We start from the raw sequence: 13,329 nt of genomic DNA, 5'->3' as shown, positions 1-13,329 counted from the left end.
CGGGGAGACGATGATGATCCTGCTAATGCTGTTGGCGCAGACCACCCCCGTCGCCCCGATCGTCAAGGGTACCGCGCTGCCGCCGCCGGGCAGCGAAGAGGCGCAGGTGATGGCGCCGGTCGAGGCGTTGCTGCGCGCGATCGAGACGAGCGACCGCGCCGCCGCGCTAGCCGCGACCTTGCCAGAGGGGACGATCACCGCGACGCGCGCCGGGCCGGACGGCACGCCGCAACGGCGCACGCTGCGCTGGGCGGAGTGGGCCGCGGAATTGACCCCCGAGGCGGGGCCGGTCGTTGAGAGGCAGGGCACGCCGGCGATCGAGATCGACGACAATGTCGCGATGGTCTGGGCGCCGTACACCGTCACCGTTTCCGGCAAGCCGGTGCAATGCGGCTATAACCTGTTCAACGTGGTGCGCGGGGCGGCGGGGTGGAAGGTCCTCAACGTCAGCTATTCGGCGCGCACCGAGGGATGCGCGCCATGATCGCCTCGCTGCTGATCGCGAACCGTGGCGAGATCGCGCGGCGGATCATCCGCACCGCGCGGGCGCTGGGCATTCGCACGATCGCGGTGCATTCGGATGTGGATGCCGACATGCCGTTCGTGCGCGAGGCGGACGAAGCAATGTGCATCGGGACGGCGGCGGCGGCCGACAGCTATCTGCGGCAGGACCGCCTGCTCGACGCGGCACGCGCGACCGGCGCGGCGGCGATCCATCCGGGCTACGGCTTCCTGTCCGAGAATGCCGAGTTCGCCGAGGCGGTAGTCGCGGCCGGGCTGGTGTGGGTCGGCGCGCCGCCCGCGGCGATCCGCGCGATGGGGCTGAAGGACGCCGCCAAGGCGCGGATGATCGCGGCGGGAGTGCCGGTAACGCCGGGCTATCTGGGCGAAGACCAGTCGCCCGACCGGCTGAGGGCCGAGGCGGACGCGATCGGCTATCCGGTGCTGATCAAGGCGGTCGCGGGCGGCGGCGGCAAGGGGATGCGGCAGGTCGATGCGCCGGGCGACTTCGCCGAGGCGCTGGCGAGTTGTCAGCGCGAGGCGGCGGCGTCGTTCGGCGACGACCGCGTGCTGATCGAGAAATACATCCTGTCGCCGCGCCATATCGAGGTGCAGGTGTTCGGCGATACGCACGGACAGGTGGTGCATCTGTTCGAGCGCGATTGCTCGCTCCAGCGGCGGCACCAGAAGGTGATCGAGGAAGCGCCCGCGCCGGGGATGGACGCGGCGACGCGCGCTGCGGTGTGCGAGGCGGCGGTGCGTGCCGCGAAGGCGGTCGATTATGTCGGGGCGGGGACGATCGAGTTCATCGCCGACGCCTCCGAAGGCCTGCGCGCTGATCGCATCTGGTTCATGGAGATGAACACGCGGTTGCAGGTCGAGCATCCCGTCACCGAGGCGATCACCGGGCAGGATCTGGTCGAATGGCAGTTGCGCGTCGCGAGTGGCGAGCCGTTGCCGAAGACGCAGGACGAACTGGCGATCAATGGCTGGGCGATGGAGGCGCGGCTTTATGCCGAGAATCCGTCGACCGGGTTCCTGCCGTCGACCGGGCCGCTGGAGCGGCTGCGCTTTCCTGAGGGCGTCCGCGTCGACAGCGGGGTCGAGGAGGGCGGGGCGGTAACGCCTTTCTACGACCCGATGATTGCCAAGCTGATCGTGCAGGGCGCGACGCGCACGCAGGCGGCGCAGCGGCTGGCGGCGGCGGCGTCGGGGACGCAGGTGTGGCCGGTGCGGACGAACGCTGCGTTTCTGGCGCGCGCGGCGGCGCATCCCGACTTCGTGGCGGGGCGCGTCGATACCGGGTTCATCGCGCGTCATGCCGACACGCTGATCGCGGCGGCCGAGCCATCACCGGCGGTGGTCGCGGCGGCGGCGGCGGCGCTGTTGCCGGCGGCGGGTGCGACGCCGTGGACGGCGCTGCGCGGATTCCGCACCAATGCCGCGCCGGCGATGCAGGTGGCGGTCGAGGTGGCGGGGCGGCCGTATGTCGCGGAGCCAGCGCTGTTGCCGGGTGCCGAAGTCGCAGGCGGCGTGCTGTTCGCGGGCGGCGAGGCGTGGCCGTTCGACGCCCGGCGTGCGGATCATCTCGGCGGGGCGACCGACGGCGATGACGCGTTGCTCGCGCCGATGCCGGGGCGCGTGATCGCGGTGCCGGTGTCGCAGGGGCAACGTGTCGCGCGCGGCGAGCGGTTGCTGGTGCTGGAGGCGATGAAGATGGAGCAGGCGCTGCTCGCGCCGTTCGACGGGGTAGTCGCCGAGCTGAAGGTCGTCGAGGGTGCGCAGGTGACCGAGGGCATGTTGCTGGCGCGGATCAGCGCGGGAGACGAATGATGGCCGGGCGGCATTATGACGAATGGCAGGTCGGCGACCGGATCGTTCACGACATTCGCCGTACCGTGACCGAGACCGACAATCTGCTGTTCACGACGATGACGCACAATCCGCAGCCGCTCCACCTCGACGCGGAGGCGGCGAAGGCGAGCGAGTTCGGCCAGATTCTCGTCAACGGGACCTTCACCTTCGCGCTGATGGTCGGGCTGTCGGTCGGGGATACGACACTCGGGACGCTGGTCGCCAACCTCGGCTACGACAAATTGGTGATGCCGAAGCCGGTGTTCATCGGCGACACGCTGCGTGCCGAGACCGAGGTGCAGGAGCTGAAGGACAGCCGCTCGCGGCCGGAGGCGGGGATCGTCACCTTTACGCATCGGCTGCTCAACCAGCGTGACGAGGTGGTCTGCCAGTGCCTGCGCACCGCATTGCTCAAGCGGCGCGCGGCATGAGGCTGCGCTCGCTACTGTTCGTGCCCGGCGATCGGCCCGAGCGGTTCGACAAGGCCGCGGCGAGCGGGGCGGATGCGCTGATCCTCGATCTGGAGGATGCGGTCGCGCCTGCGGCCAAGGCGGCAGCGCGCGCGGCGGTGGCGGCGCGGTTGCTCGCGGCGCGTGGAGACGTGGCGGTGTTCGTGCGGGTCAACCCGTTAGCGACGGCGTTGCTTGAGGAGGATCTGGCGGCACTCGGCGGATTGTCGCCGGATGCGGTGGTGTTGCCGAAGGCAGAGGGGGCGGAGAGCGTCCGCGATCTCGCGGCGCGGCTGGCGGCGGCGGGGATCGACGCGCCGGTTTTGCCGATCGCTACCGAAACGGCGGCGGCGATCTTTCAGCTTGGCAGCTATGCCGGGTGCGGGGTGCCGCTTGCCGGGTTGACGTGGGGCGCGGAGGATCTGCCTGCCGCGATCGGAGCGGCGACCAGCCGTGAGGAGGACGGACGGTTCACCGCACCCTATGAGCTGGCGCGGTCGCTGGCATTGTTCGCGGCGCATGCCGCGGGGGTGGCGGCGATCGAGACGGTCTATCCGGCGTTTCGGGATGACGTGGGACTGGCGGGCTATGCGGCGCGGGCGGCGCGCGATGGGTTCACGGGGATGATGGCGATCCACCCGGCGCAGGTCGCGACGATCAACGCCGCCTTCACGCCGACTAAGGCGCAGGTGGCACGCGCGCGAGCGGTGGTAGCGGCGTTCGAGGCGGCGCCGGGGGCGGGAGTGTTGCAGCTTGACGGCAAGATGATCGACGCGCCGCATCTCGTGCAGGCGCGGCGGTTGCTGGCGCGGGTTTAGGGTCAATTCTTCTCCCCGGACTTGATCCGGGGCCCCGCTTCTTTCGGGCGGTCCGGGTAAGAAGAAGCGGGATCCCGGATCAAGTCCGGGATGACGGTAGGGGCGGGAACCGTGCGCCCGTCTCCCGCGCTCTGCCGGGATGCAGGATGATGATCTTTCCAAGGCCCGCCACCGCGCGGTGCCGAGCGGGCGGCTGGCGCGGCTCGGCGGGTTCGGGCGGCTGGCGGGCGGGGTCGCGGGAGGGATGCTCGCCGAGGGCGCGCGGCGGCTCGCGGCGGGCGAGCGCCCGAAGGTCGGCGACCTGATCCTCACGCCCGGCAATGCCGCGCGCGTTGCCGACCGGCTTTCGCATCTGCGCGGCGCGGCGATGAAGCTGGGGCAGATGATCTCGATGGACGCGGGCGACGTGCTGCCCCCCGAGTTGCAGACGATCCTCGCGCAGCTTCGCAATCAGGCGTACCGGATGCCGCCGCAACAGCTCGACCGCGTGATGCGGGAGGAATGGGGTGCGGACTGGCGGCGGCGCTTTCGGCATTTCGAGGCGTCGCCGGTTGCCGCCGCGTCGATCGGGCAGGTGCATCGCGCGACATTGCCCGACGGGCGGCTGCTGGCGATCAAAGTGCAATATCCGGGTGTTGCGGACAGCATCGGGGCGGATGTCGACAATGTCGCGACGCTGTTGCGCGTCTCGGGGCTGTTGCCTGCGACGCTCGACCTCAAGCCGTTGCTGGCGGAGGCCAAGCGGCAGCTTGCTGAGGAAGCGGATTACGTCCGCGAGGGCGCGGAACTGCGCGCCTATCGCGAGCGGCTCGCGGGGGATGCGCGCTATGTCGTGCCGGCGCTGGAGGAGGCGCTGACCACGAAGCGCGTGCTGGCGATGGAGTTTGTCGCCGGGCGGCCGATTGAGGCGCTGGCCGAGGCGTCACAGGACGAGCGTGATGTGGCGATGACGTCGCTCATTACGTTGGTGTTGCGCGAGTTGTTCGAGTTCGGGGTGATGCAGACCGACCCGAATTTCGCCAATTATCGCTGGCAGCCGGAAACGGGCGCGCTGGTGCTGCTCGATTTCGGCGCGGCGCGGCGCGTGCCGGCGGAGACGGCGGCGGGCTATCGGCGGCTGATCGAGGCCGGGCTGGCGCGCGACCGCGAGGCGATCCGCGAGACGGCGGTGGAGGTGGGGTTCGTCGGTGCGGCGGCGGCGGATGCGCACCGTCCCGCGATCGACCGTATCATCACGGCGATCGACGATGCGCTCAACCGGCCGGGTCCGTTCGACTTCGGCGACCGTGCGTTCGTGCCGGTGGTGCGCGAGGAGGCCAAGGCGATGATCGCGGATCGCGCCACGTGGCACGTCCCGCATGTCGAGACGCTGTTCGTTCAGCGCAAGGTGAGCGGAACGGCGTTGCTGGCGGCGCGGCTGAAGGCGCGGGTCGACGTGCGCGGGCTTGCGGCGGCGGCGGTGGGTTAGATCGTCGCCCCGGACTTGATCCGGGGTCCCGCTTTACGTCGCGTGCGTGGGGAAGAAGCGGGGTCCCGGATCAAGTCCGGGACGACGAGGATGCTTGGTTCGGGGTGCCGGATCAGACCGTAGCCCTTGTCCGTCCCGCCTCGACCGCAGCGTCGCTCGCCAGCCGATCGGCGCGTTCGTTTTCGGGGTGGCCGGCGTGGCCCTTGACCCATTTCCAGTCGACGCGGTGTGGCCGCGCCGCTTCGAGCAGCGCCTGCCAGAGGTCGGCGTTCTTGACCGGTTTCTTGTCGGCGGTCTTCCAGCCGTTCTTCTGCCAGCCGTGGATCCACTTGGTCAGCCCGTCCATGACGTAGCGGCTGTCGGTCGACAGCGTGACGCGGCACGGGCGGGTCAGCGCGTTGAGGCCCTGGATCGCGGCGGTCAGCTCCATGCGGTTGTTGGTGGTCAGCGGCTCGCCGCCGGCCAGCTCCTTCTCGTGCTTGCCGGCGCGGATCACCGCGCCCCAGCCGCCGGGGCCGGGATTGCCCTTGCACGCGCCGTCGGTGAACAGCTCGACCTGCGTCAGCTCGGTCATGCGAACGCCTCCGGGTGGGCTTCGTACCAGTCGAGCCGGCGGAGATAGGCGAGCGGGTCCTTGCGCATCACCAGCGCGTCGGCCGGGGTGTGGAGCCAGTCCCATGCGCGGCTGAGCAGGAAGCGGATGCACGCGCCACGCGCGAGCAGCGGCAGCGCGGCGCGCTCCGCATCGCTGAGCCCGAAGGCGGAGGTATAGCCGGCCAGCAGCGCCGCGCCAATCGCAGCGTCAGGATTTTCGCCCTTCGCGTCGAACGTCCATGCCGAGTGCATCACCGCCAGATCATAGGCGCGGGTGTCGGTGCAGGCGAAATAGAAGTCGATCAGCCCGGTGACCGCGTCGCCGTGCATCAGGACGTTGTCGGGGAACAGGTCGGCGTGGATCGCACTGACCGGCAGGTCGAGCGGCCATGCCTGCTCGACCGCTGCCAGCGCGGTATTGACGCGGTCGAACAGGCCGGGCTGGATCGTGTCGAGGTCGCAGCCGCATTTCTCCAGCAGCGGCCGCCATGTCGCGATGCCCATCGAGTTGACGCGGGTCTGACGGAAGTCGGCGAGCGCGGCGTGCATCTCGCCCATCGCCGTCGCCGCCGCCTGTGCCTGAGCGGGGGTCGGGTGCGAGACCGAGACGCCGGTCAGGAAGCGGATTAAGCACGCCGGGCGGCCCTCCAGCGTCTGGATCACCGCGCCGTCGCGATCGGGGATCGCCGGGGGCACCGCCAGCCCGCGCGCGGCGAGATGATCGAGCAGCGCCATGAAGAACGGCAGATCGTCCGCCGCCACGCGCTTCTCGTAGAGCGTCAGGATGAATCGCGCCGATGTGGTGTCGACGAGGTAGTTGGAATTCTCCACCCCCTCGGCGATGCCCTTGACGGAGACGAGCGTGCCCACGTCGTAGCGAAGCAGGAAAGCGGCGAGCGCCTCGGCGGAGACGTGCGTGTAGACGGCCATCGTTCGTGCGTCAGGCGGCGGCGTCGAGCCCGCGCGGCAGCTTGAACGCGATCGTCTCGCGCGTCGTTTCCTCCTCGCGCTCGGTCACGTCAAAGCGGGTCGCCAGCCGGTCGACCAGCTCGCGCACCAGCAATTCCGGCGCGGAGGCACCGGCGGTGATGCCGAGCGTGCCGACACCGTCGAGGAACGACCAGTCGAGATCGGCGGCGCGCTGGATCAGCGCGGCGCGGATGCCCTGCCGCTCGGCCACCTCGACCAGCCGCACCGAATTCGACGAGTTAGGCGCGCCGATCACCAACACCGCGTCGCACGCGTCGGCGATCGCCTTGACCGCTGCCTGGCGGTTAGAGGTGGCGTAGCAGATGTCCTCGCCGCGCGGCGCCTGTACGGCGGGGAAGCGGCGATGGATCGCGGCGACGATAGCCGCGGTGTCGTCTACCGACAGCGTCGTCTGGGTCAGGAACGACAGGTTCTGCGGATCGGGAACGACCAGAGCGTCGACGTCCCCGACCGTCTCGACCAGCGACATCGCGCCTTCGGGCACCTGTCCGAACGTCCCGATCACCTCCGGGTGACCGGCATGGCCGATGAAGAGAATATGGCGGCCGGAGTCGACCAGCCGCTCGGCCTGGCGATGGACCTTCGACACCAAAGGACAGGTCGCGTCGAGATAGTCGAGCCCACGGTCTTGCGCCTCGGCCGGGACCGACTTGGGGACGCCGTGGGCGGAGAAGACGACCGGCGCGCCATCGGGCACCTCGGTCAGCTCCTCGACGAACACCGCGCCCTTCGCCTTAAGCGAATCGACGACGAACTTGTTGTGGACGATCTCGTGCCGGACATAGACCGGCGCGCCGTGCTTCTCGATCGCCAGCTCGACGATGCGGATCGCGCGGTCGACGCCAGCGCAGAAGCCGCGCGGCGCGGCGATCAGCAATTCCAGCGGGCGGCGGGGCGTGGCGGCGGGGTCGGTGACGGGATCGGCCATGCGGCGGCTCTACGCGAATGCTTGCTCCGGCGATAGACGGTTCCTATGCTGGCGACGACCCGGGGCCGTTTCGCGGCGCCGTATCATCTGTGCCCATTGCCCGGGATTGTGTTTGTGAACGCTCGCCAAATCGCCGCTCCGCTGATCCTCCTGCTCGTGGGTGGATGCGCGAAGAGCGGGGAGATCGATGTATCCGGCGGGGGTGCGGGCATCACCGCGGTCCGCAGCGCTTGTCCGACGGTCGGCGTGCCCGCGGGCACCGGCGACGTGACGCTGTTCGATCCGCCCGCCAGCCGTGCCGCCAGCGCGATCGACGTGGTCGCGACGATCAGCAACGTGCGGTCGACCTGCGACGATCAGGGCGCTGACGTGACGACGCGCGTCACCTTCGACGTCCGCGCGCGGCGCACCCGCACCGATGGTGCGCGCGACGTGACCTTGCCGTATTTCATCGTCGTCACGCGCGGCGGCAGCCAGGTGGTCGCCAAACGCGTGTCGCAGGTCGGGTTGCATTTCGATGCTGGGCAGGGGCTGGCCAGCACCAGCGCGGAGGCGAGCAGCGCAGTGGCGCGCAGCGCCGCGACGTTGCCGCAGGAAGTGCGCGACCGGCTGACGCGCCGCCGCAAGGCGGGCGACGAGGATGCCGCGGTCGATCCGCTCGCCGATCCGAAGGTGCGGCAGGCGGTCGCCTCGTCATCGTTCGAGGCGCTGATCGGCTTCCAGCTCACGCAGGATCAGCTTCGGTACAACGCCACGCGCTGAGCCGCGGTCAGGCGAATATTTCACCCGATGTTGCGGATTGTTTCGGCGGTTCAATCTTTGTGCAAGGTTCGGGTGAGTATGACGTGACCGGACGGCAGCCGATGATCGCTGCCGAAGGAACGTAGACGTGAGCAGCCTGTCGCCGATTGCCAGCCCTTTGCCGAGCGTGCGGCCGATGCCGATCGCGCGCGCGCAGGCGGCGTCGGTCGCGCAGGTTGCTGTCGCGACGCCCGCCAGGCCCGCCACGACGGTACTCGCGGACGAATCGACCGGAAGTCTGATCCGCACCGCCAGCGAGCAACTGGACCAGTTCGACCGCGTCATGGAGAAGCTGCGCAACAGCATGTCGTCGGGGGCCGTGACCTACGGCGGGCGGCCAAGCGTTGGCCAGTCCGGGCAGATCGTCGACCGGCTGGCCTAGGCTCGGTCGAGGTTCACCGTCGGCACGCTGACCGTAAGAAGAGATTGGAATTACGCCGAGGCGCTGAGCACGTGGATTCGTGCCGTGTGAGGCACGCGGCGGCCTGTCATTCCAAATCGCGAGCGGCTGAGATTACGGTGCGGCGAGCGCAACATCTCTGCGCGCTCCGCGCCTCCGCGCGACTGTCGACGAAGAAGCGGGATCCCGGATCAAGTCCGGGATGACGAACGAAGACGGATGTCCGGCGAGGATCTACCGTCTGGCCCCAGGCGCCGGAACGCGTCGGGACTTGCCCCCGCCGCCGGCTTCGCTACGGAACGAAGCGTGACCGATGACGACCGCCTGATCTCGCCCGCGCGCCGCGTCGAGGACGTCGATGCCGCGTTGCGCCCCAAGACGCTGGACGATTTCGTCGGGCAGAAGGCGGCGCGCGAGAATTTGCGCGTGTTCATCGAGGCGGCGAAGGGGCGCGGCGACGCGCTGGATCATGTGCTGTTCTTCGGCCCCCCGGGGCTGGGCAAGACGACGCTGGCGCAGATCGTCGCGCGCGAGATGGGCGTGGGGTTCCGCGCCACATCGGGGCCGGTGATCGCCAAATCGGGCGATCTGGCCGCGCTGCTCACCAATCTCGAGGACGGCGACGTGCTGTTCATCGACGAGATCCACCGGCTGCAACCCGCCGTTGAGGAAGTGCTCTATCCGGCGATGGAGGATCGTGCGCTCGACCTGATGATCGGGGAGGGGCCCTCGGCGCGCAGCGTGCGGATCGACCTGCCGCGCTTCACGCTGGTGGGCGCGACGACGCGGCAGGGCTTGCTGACTACGCCGCTGCGCGATCGCTTCGGCATTCCGGTGCGGCTGCAATTCTATACCGTCGAGGAACTGGAGCGCGTGGTGTCGCGCGCGGCGCAGTTGCTTGATCTGGGTATCGCGCGCGACGGCGCGATGGAGATCGCGCGGCGTGCGCGGGGCACCCCGCGGATCGCGGGTCGATTGCTGCGGCGCGTGCGCGACTTCGCCAATGTCGCAGGCTCGCCGGTGGTGGATGCGATGGTCGCGGATCGCGCGCTCAACCGGTTGGAGGTCGACAAGCTCGGGCTCGATGCGATGGATCGCCGCTATCTGACGATGATCGCCGACATCTATCGGGGCGGGCCGGTCGGCGTGGAGACCTTGGCGGCCGGACTGAGCGAGCCGCGCGACACGATCGAGGAAGTGATCGAGCCGTATCTGATCCAGCTCGGGCTGGTCGCGCGCACCGCCCGCGGGCGCGTGCTGAATGCGGGCGGGTGGAAGCATCTGGGGCTCAACCCGCCCGCGGGATCGCAGGACGGGTTGTTTGACTGACGAGGGGCGTCGCTCAGGAAGCTGCTTCATCTGCGGCTATGGTCTTCCGGAAGAAAGGCTCGAATGTCCCCTCGTCAACAAGGGCGTTGGTTGCGGCCTCGAACGCTCGTGACAGCATCATAAACAAGCCGTTGTCGTTGAATTTGTCGACTTGACCGACACCGCGCGTGGTCGTGGTCGCAGCGACCCTATGCTGTTTACGGTCATAGATTTGCCAATCTACGGCGATGGAGATCTTACCCTTGAATCCCTTGATCGAGTCGCAGACGTCGACGTGCTCGGGACGGAGTGTCACAGCGACAAGATAATCGGCGCTACGTTTGTCGGCACCGTCCTCGAACATCTTTGATGAAATGGGGACGACGTCTATCTTTCGACGCTGCATCGTGTTGGCGAACAGTCGTTCGTACCTCTCGAAGCTTACGGACCGTTGGTTGTCACCGAAGTTTAAGGGTGGCGCGGAGAACAGGCAGATCGTTCCGCCCTTTACCTTCTGATTTTCCTTAGGAATCGCGGGGTCGATGACAGCCTTGCTGAATTGAACGGCGCCTGGTTCTGCGACAGCAGGCACGACCGAAATAGAAGAAAGAAGGATAGCTACTGTGATGCGACGTGCAGCTATCTTCCCCAGCATTATCGTAACCTCACCCACCGTTTATAATCGCGTGAAATAGATGTTAGCCGTAAAGGTTCCGGCGGCCATCAGAATGTAAATATCGGGCGGGACTGTCTCAGGGGAAGGGTTGCCGAGCACGTCGGCGGTCGGGCGCCACGTATAAAAGAAAATTGCTGCGTGGCACCCAAGCCACAGGTCTGATAGCCACGCGTCCATGCCCGTGTCCGCCGCCCGCTCCGCCCGCGAAATCCTGGTCAATCTGCACGACGTGATGGCGGCGCGATCGAATGCGCAGGCCAAGCTGAACTCAGTGGTCGAGATCATCGGCGAGGCGCTGGATAGCGAAGTCTGCTCGATCTATCTGCTGCGCGAAGGCGTGCTGGAGCTGTTCGCGACGCGCGGGCTCGATCCCGCCGCTGTCCACGTCACCAAGCTGGCGCTGGGCGAGGGGCTGGTCGGCACGATCGCGCAGCATAACGAGGTGCTCAATCTCGACGAGGCCGCCAGCCACCCCGACTTTGCCTACAAGCCCGAGACCGGCGAGGATCGCTACCACAGCTTCGCGGGTGTCCCGATCATCCGGCGCGAGCGCGCGGTCGGGGTGCTGGCGGTGCAGCATGCCGATCCGCGCCGCTACGAGGATGTCGAGATCGAAGCGCTGCAGACCGTGGCGATGGTGCTGAGCGAGTTGATCGCCAATGCCGGGCTGATCGACCAGGCAGGGCCGCGCGACCGGCCGCAATCGACCGCTCCGACGCGGATCGCGGGGCAGAAGCTGGTCGACGGCATGGCGGTGGGCTGTGCCGTCTTCCACCAGCCGCGCATCCATATCGAGCACACGGTTGCCGAGGATACGGAGGCCGAGCGACACCGCGTCTATGCCGCGTTCGACAAGATGCGCGAACAGATCGACCGGATCGCGCGCGAGGCCGAGTTCGGCGTGGGCGACGAGCATCAGGAGGTGATCGCCACCTACAAGATGTTCGCCTATGACGAGGGCTGGGCGCGTCGCATCAACGAGGCCATCGACAGCGGCCTCACCGCTGAGGCGGCGATCGAGCGCGTCCAGCAGCGCACCCGCCAGCGGATGCGCGAGATCGACGATCCGTTGCTCGCCGACCGGATGCACGATCTGGAGGATCTGTCGAACCGTTTGCTGCGGATCGTCTCCGGCCAGATGGGGACGGCGGCGCAAATGGGGCTGCGGCAGGACACGATCCTGATCGCGCGCAACCTCGGGCCGGCGGAATTGCTCGAATATGATCGCCGCCGGTTGAAGGGCGTGGTGCTGGAAGAGGGCTCGTTGACCGCGCACGTCACGATCGTCGCGCGCGCGATGGGGGTGCCGGTGCTGGGGCGCGTCCGCGACGTGCGGCGGTTGATCGCGGAGGGCGACCTGCTGTTGCTCGACGTCACCGAAGGCACGCTGACCGTCCGCCCGACGGGCGCGATGGAGGAGGCATTCGAGGCGAGCCTCGCCGCGCGACAAAAGCGCCGGGCCGCTTATGCCGCATTGCGCGATGTCGCGCCGGTCACGAAGGACGGGCACCGGCTGACCGTGATGGTCAATGCCGGGCTGCGCGACGATGTCGCCGCGCTCGATGTGACCGGGGCGGACGGGATCGGGCTGTTCCGCACCGAATTCCAGTTCCTCGTCTCCGCAACGTTGCCGCAGCGCGAGCGGCAGCAGCGCTTGTACCGCGAGGTGCTGGATGCGGCGGGCGCGCGTCCGGTGATCTTTCGCACCGTCGACATCGGAGGCGACAAGGCGTTGCCGTATCTGATCCATGCCGAGGATGAAGAAAATCCTGCGATGGGCTGGCGTGCGCTGCGGCTGGCGCTGGAGCGCGACGGGCTGATGAAGGCGCAGGCGCGCGCGTTGCTGGAGGCGGCGGCGGGGCGGACGCTGAACGTGATGTTCCCGATGGTGTCGGAGGCATGGGAGTTCGACGAGGCGCGCGCGCTGTTCGAAAAGCAGCGCGATTTCCTGGCGTCGCGCGGCAAGCGGCTGCCGCTGGAGGTCAAGTACGGGGCGATGCTGGAGGTGCCGGCGCTGGCCTTTCAGCTCGATCTGTTGCTGCCCGCGGTCGATTTCCTGTCGATCGGCACCAACGACCTGACGCAGTTCCTGTTCGCGGCCGATCGCGCCAACCCCAAACTGGCCGAGCGCTACGACTGGCTGTCGACCTCGATCCTGCGTTTCCTGCGCCGGGTCGCGGTGCCGGCGGCGCAGGCCGGGGTGCCGATCGGCGTGTGCGGCGAGATGGGCGGGCGGCCGCTGGAGGCGATGGCGCTGATCGGGATCGGCATCGACCGGCTGTCGATCACCCCCGCTGCGGTCGGGCCGGTCAAGGCGATGATCCGCTCGCTCGATCGCGGTGCGTTGACCGCGTTCATCGAAACGCTGCTCGCCCATCCGCCGCGCGATATGCGGGGCGCGCTGGCGCGCTGGGCGGCGGATCAGGGCGTCGAACTGGCATAGCGATCCGACGAATCGAGTCAGCGTCTGACGGCGCGGCGTGTTGACACGTCCGTGACGCTTTGAAAGACGATGTGTGCATCGCGGGAAACGCAGGGGTCG

The 13,329-nt window shown here is 68.4% G+C and carries 13 protein-coding genes; 9 read left to right on the top strand and 4 right to left on the bottom strand.

The window, feature by feature from the left end:
* Positions 1-13: 13 nt before the first annotated feature.
* The 5 genes from SPHPH_RS0107725 (at position 14) to SPHPH_RS0107705 (ending at position 5,090) form a co-directional block, all read left to right on the top strand.
* Entirely contained in the window at positions 14-484 is a 471-nt protein-coding gene (locus SPHPH_RS0107725) for a hypothetical protein (RefSeq protein WP_238302951.1), read from the top strand.
* Positions 481-2,334, top strand: a complete 1,854-nt coding sequence (locus tag SPHPH_RS0107720) for an acetyl/propionyl/methylcrotonyl-CoA carboxylase subunit alpha (RefSeq protein WP_028966189.1) — start codon at positions 481-483, stop codon at positions 2,332-2,334. Before SPHPH_RS0107725 ends, SPHPH_RS0107720 begins: the two co-directional genes overlap by 4 nt.
* A complete protein-coding gene (locus tag SPHPH_RS0107715; RefSeq protein ID WP_028966188.1) occupies positions 2,334-2,786 on the top strand; it encodes a MaoC family dehydratase in 453 nt (150 codons plus the stop codon). Before SPHPH_RS0107720 ends, SPHPH_RS0107715 begins: the two co-directional genes overlap by 1 nt.
* Positions 2,783-3,622 (top strand): HpcH/HpaI aldolase/citrate lyase family protein, encoded by an 840-nt coding sequence (locus tag SPHPH_RS0107710; RefSeq protein WP_028966187.1) that lies wholly within the window; start codon positions 2,783-2,785, stop codon positions 3,620-3,622. The genes SPHPH_RS0107715 and SPHPH_RS0107710 overlap by 4 nt, the downstream gene beginning before the upstream one ends.
* 139 nt (positions 3,623-3,761) lie before the next feature.
* On the top strand, positions 3,762-5,090 hold the full coding sequence (locus SPHPH_RS0107705; RefSeq protein ID WP_028966186.1) for an ABC1 kinase family protein: 1,329 nt from the start codon (positions 3,762-3,764) through the stop codon (positions 5,088-5,090).
* Between the two features lie 112 nt (positions 5,091-5,202).
* Here the strand turns inward: SPHPH_RS0107705 and rnhA are convergent, their stop codons facing one another.
* Genes rnhA through ispH form a run of 3 tightly spaced genes read right to left on the bottom strand, consistent with a single transcriptional unit; the run spans position 5,203 to position 7,602 of the window.
* Positions 5,203-5,664: a ribonuclease HI gene (gene rnhA / locus SPHPH_RS0107700; protein WP_028966185.1), complete on the bottom strand. Its 462-nt coding sequence runs from the start codon at positions 5,662-5,664 to the stop codon at positions 5,203-5,205.
* Positions 5,661-6,614: a homoserine kinase gene (gene thrB / locus SPHPH_RS0107695; protein WP_028966184.1), complete on the bottom strand. Its 954-nt coding sequence runs from the start codon at positions 6,612-6,614 to the stop codon at positions 5,661-5,663. The genes rnhA and thrB overlap by 4 nt, the downstream gene beginning before the upstream one ends.
* Before the next feature lie 10 nt (positions 6,615-6,624).
* Positions 6,625-7,602: a 4-hydroxy-3-methylbut-2-enyl diphosphate reductase gene (gene ispH / locus SPHPH_RS0107690; protein ID WP_028966183.1), complete on the bottom strand. Its 978-nt coding sequence runs from the start codon at positions 7,600-7,602 to the stop codon at positions 6,625-6,627.
* 105 nt (positions 7,603-7,707) lie between these two features.
* Between ispH and SPHPH_RS0107685 the strand changes: the two genes are divergently transcribed.
* From SPHPH_RS0107685 to ruvB, 3 genes are all read left to right on the top strand, one after another.
* Positions 7,708-8,364, top strand: a complete 657-nt coding sequence (locus tag SPHPH_RS0107685) for a hypothetical protein (protein WP_420329301.1) — start codon at positions 7,708-7,710, stop codon at positions 8,362-8,364.
* Positions 8,365-8,491: 127 nt separating this feature from the next.
* Positions 8,492-8,785, top strand: coding sequence for a hypothetical protein (locus SPHPH_RS0107680; protein ID WP_156025884.1), 294 nt, complete (start codon positions 8,492-8,494; stop codon positions 8,783-8,785).
* A 324-nt stretch (positions 8,786-9,109) separates the two neighbouring features.
* Positions 9,110-10,132, top strand: coding sequence for a Holliday junction branch migration DNA helicase RuvB (ruvB, locus tag SPHPH_RS0107675; protein ID WP_028966180.1), 1,023 nt, complete (start codon positions 9,110-9,112; stop codon positions 10,130-10,132).
* A 13-nt stretch (positions 10,133-10,145) separates the two neighbouring features.
* Here the strand turns inward: ruvB and SPHPH_RS0107670 are convergent, their stop codons facing one another.
* Positions 10,146-10,766, bottom strand: a complete 621-nt coding sequence (locus tag SPHPH_RS0107670; protein ID WP_156025882.1) for a hypothetical protein — start codon at positions 10,764-10,766, stop codon at positions 10,146-10,148.
* Between the two features lie 196 nt (positions 10,767-10,962).
* On the opposite strand from SPHPH_RS0107670, the gene ptsP reads away from it, so the two are divergent.
* Positions 10,963-13,230: a phosphoenolpyruvate--protein phosphotransferase gene (gene ptsP / locus SPHPH_RS0107665; RefSeq protein ID WP_028966178.1), complete on the top strand. Its 2,268-nt coding sequence runs from the start codon at positions 10,963-10,965 to the stop codon at positions 13,228-13,230.
* Positions 13,231-13,329 lie beyond the last annotated feature (99 nt).

This window comes from Sphingomonas phyllosphaerae FA2 (genome assembly GCF_000427645.1).
Taxonomy (GTDB): domain Bacteria; phylum Pseudomonadota; class Alphaproteobacteria; order Sphingomonadales; family Sphingomonadaceae; genus Sphingomonas; species Sphingomonas phyllosphaerae.
Note: the sequence above shows the minus strand (reverse complement) of the source record. Positions and strands in the feature narration are given on the sequence as shown.

Bases quoted from the DNA above. Each gene is read 5' to 3' on its own strand.
- thrB (WP_028966184.1), bottom strand. From the start codon at position 6,614: ATGGCCGTCTACACGCACGTCTCCGCCGAGGCGCTCGCCGCTTTCCTG.
- SPHPH_RS0107715 (WP_028966188.1), top strand. From the start codon at position 2,334: ATGGCCGGGCGGCATTATGACGAATGGCAGGTCGGCGACCGGATCGTT.
- SPHPH_RS0107725 (WP_238302951.1), top strand. From the start codon at position 14: ATGATCCTGCTAATGCTGTTGGCGCAGACCACCCCCGTCGCCCCGATC.
- SPHPH_RS0107670 (WP_156025882.1), bottom strand. From the start codon at position 10,766: ATGCTGGGGAAGATAGCTGCACGTCGCATCACAGTAGCTATCCTTCTT.
- SPHPH_RS0107720 (WP_028966189.1), top strand. From the start codon at position 481: ATGATCGCCTCGCTGCTGATCGCGAACCGTGGCGAGATCGCGCGGCGG.
- SPHPH_RS0107710 (WP_028966187.1), top strand. From the start codon at position 2,783: ATGAGGCTGCGCTCGCTACTGTTCGTGCCCGGCGATCGGCCCGAGCGG.
- SPHPH_RS0107705 (WP_028966186.1), top strand. From the start codon at position 3,762: ATGCAGGATGATGATCTTTCCAAGGCCCGCCACCGCGCGGTGCCGAGC.
- rnhA (WP_028966185.1), bottom strand. From the start codon at position 5,664: ATGACCGAGCTGACGCAGGTCGAGCTGTTCACCGACGGCGCGTGCAAG.
- ptsP (WP_028966178.1), top strand. From the start codon at position 10,963: ATGCCCGTGTCCGCCGCCCGCTCCGCCCGCGAAATCCTGGTCAATCTG.
- ispH (WP_028966183.1), bottom strand. From the start codon at position 7,602: ATGGCCGATCCCGTCACCGACCCCGCCGCCACGCCCCGCCGCCCGCTG.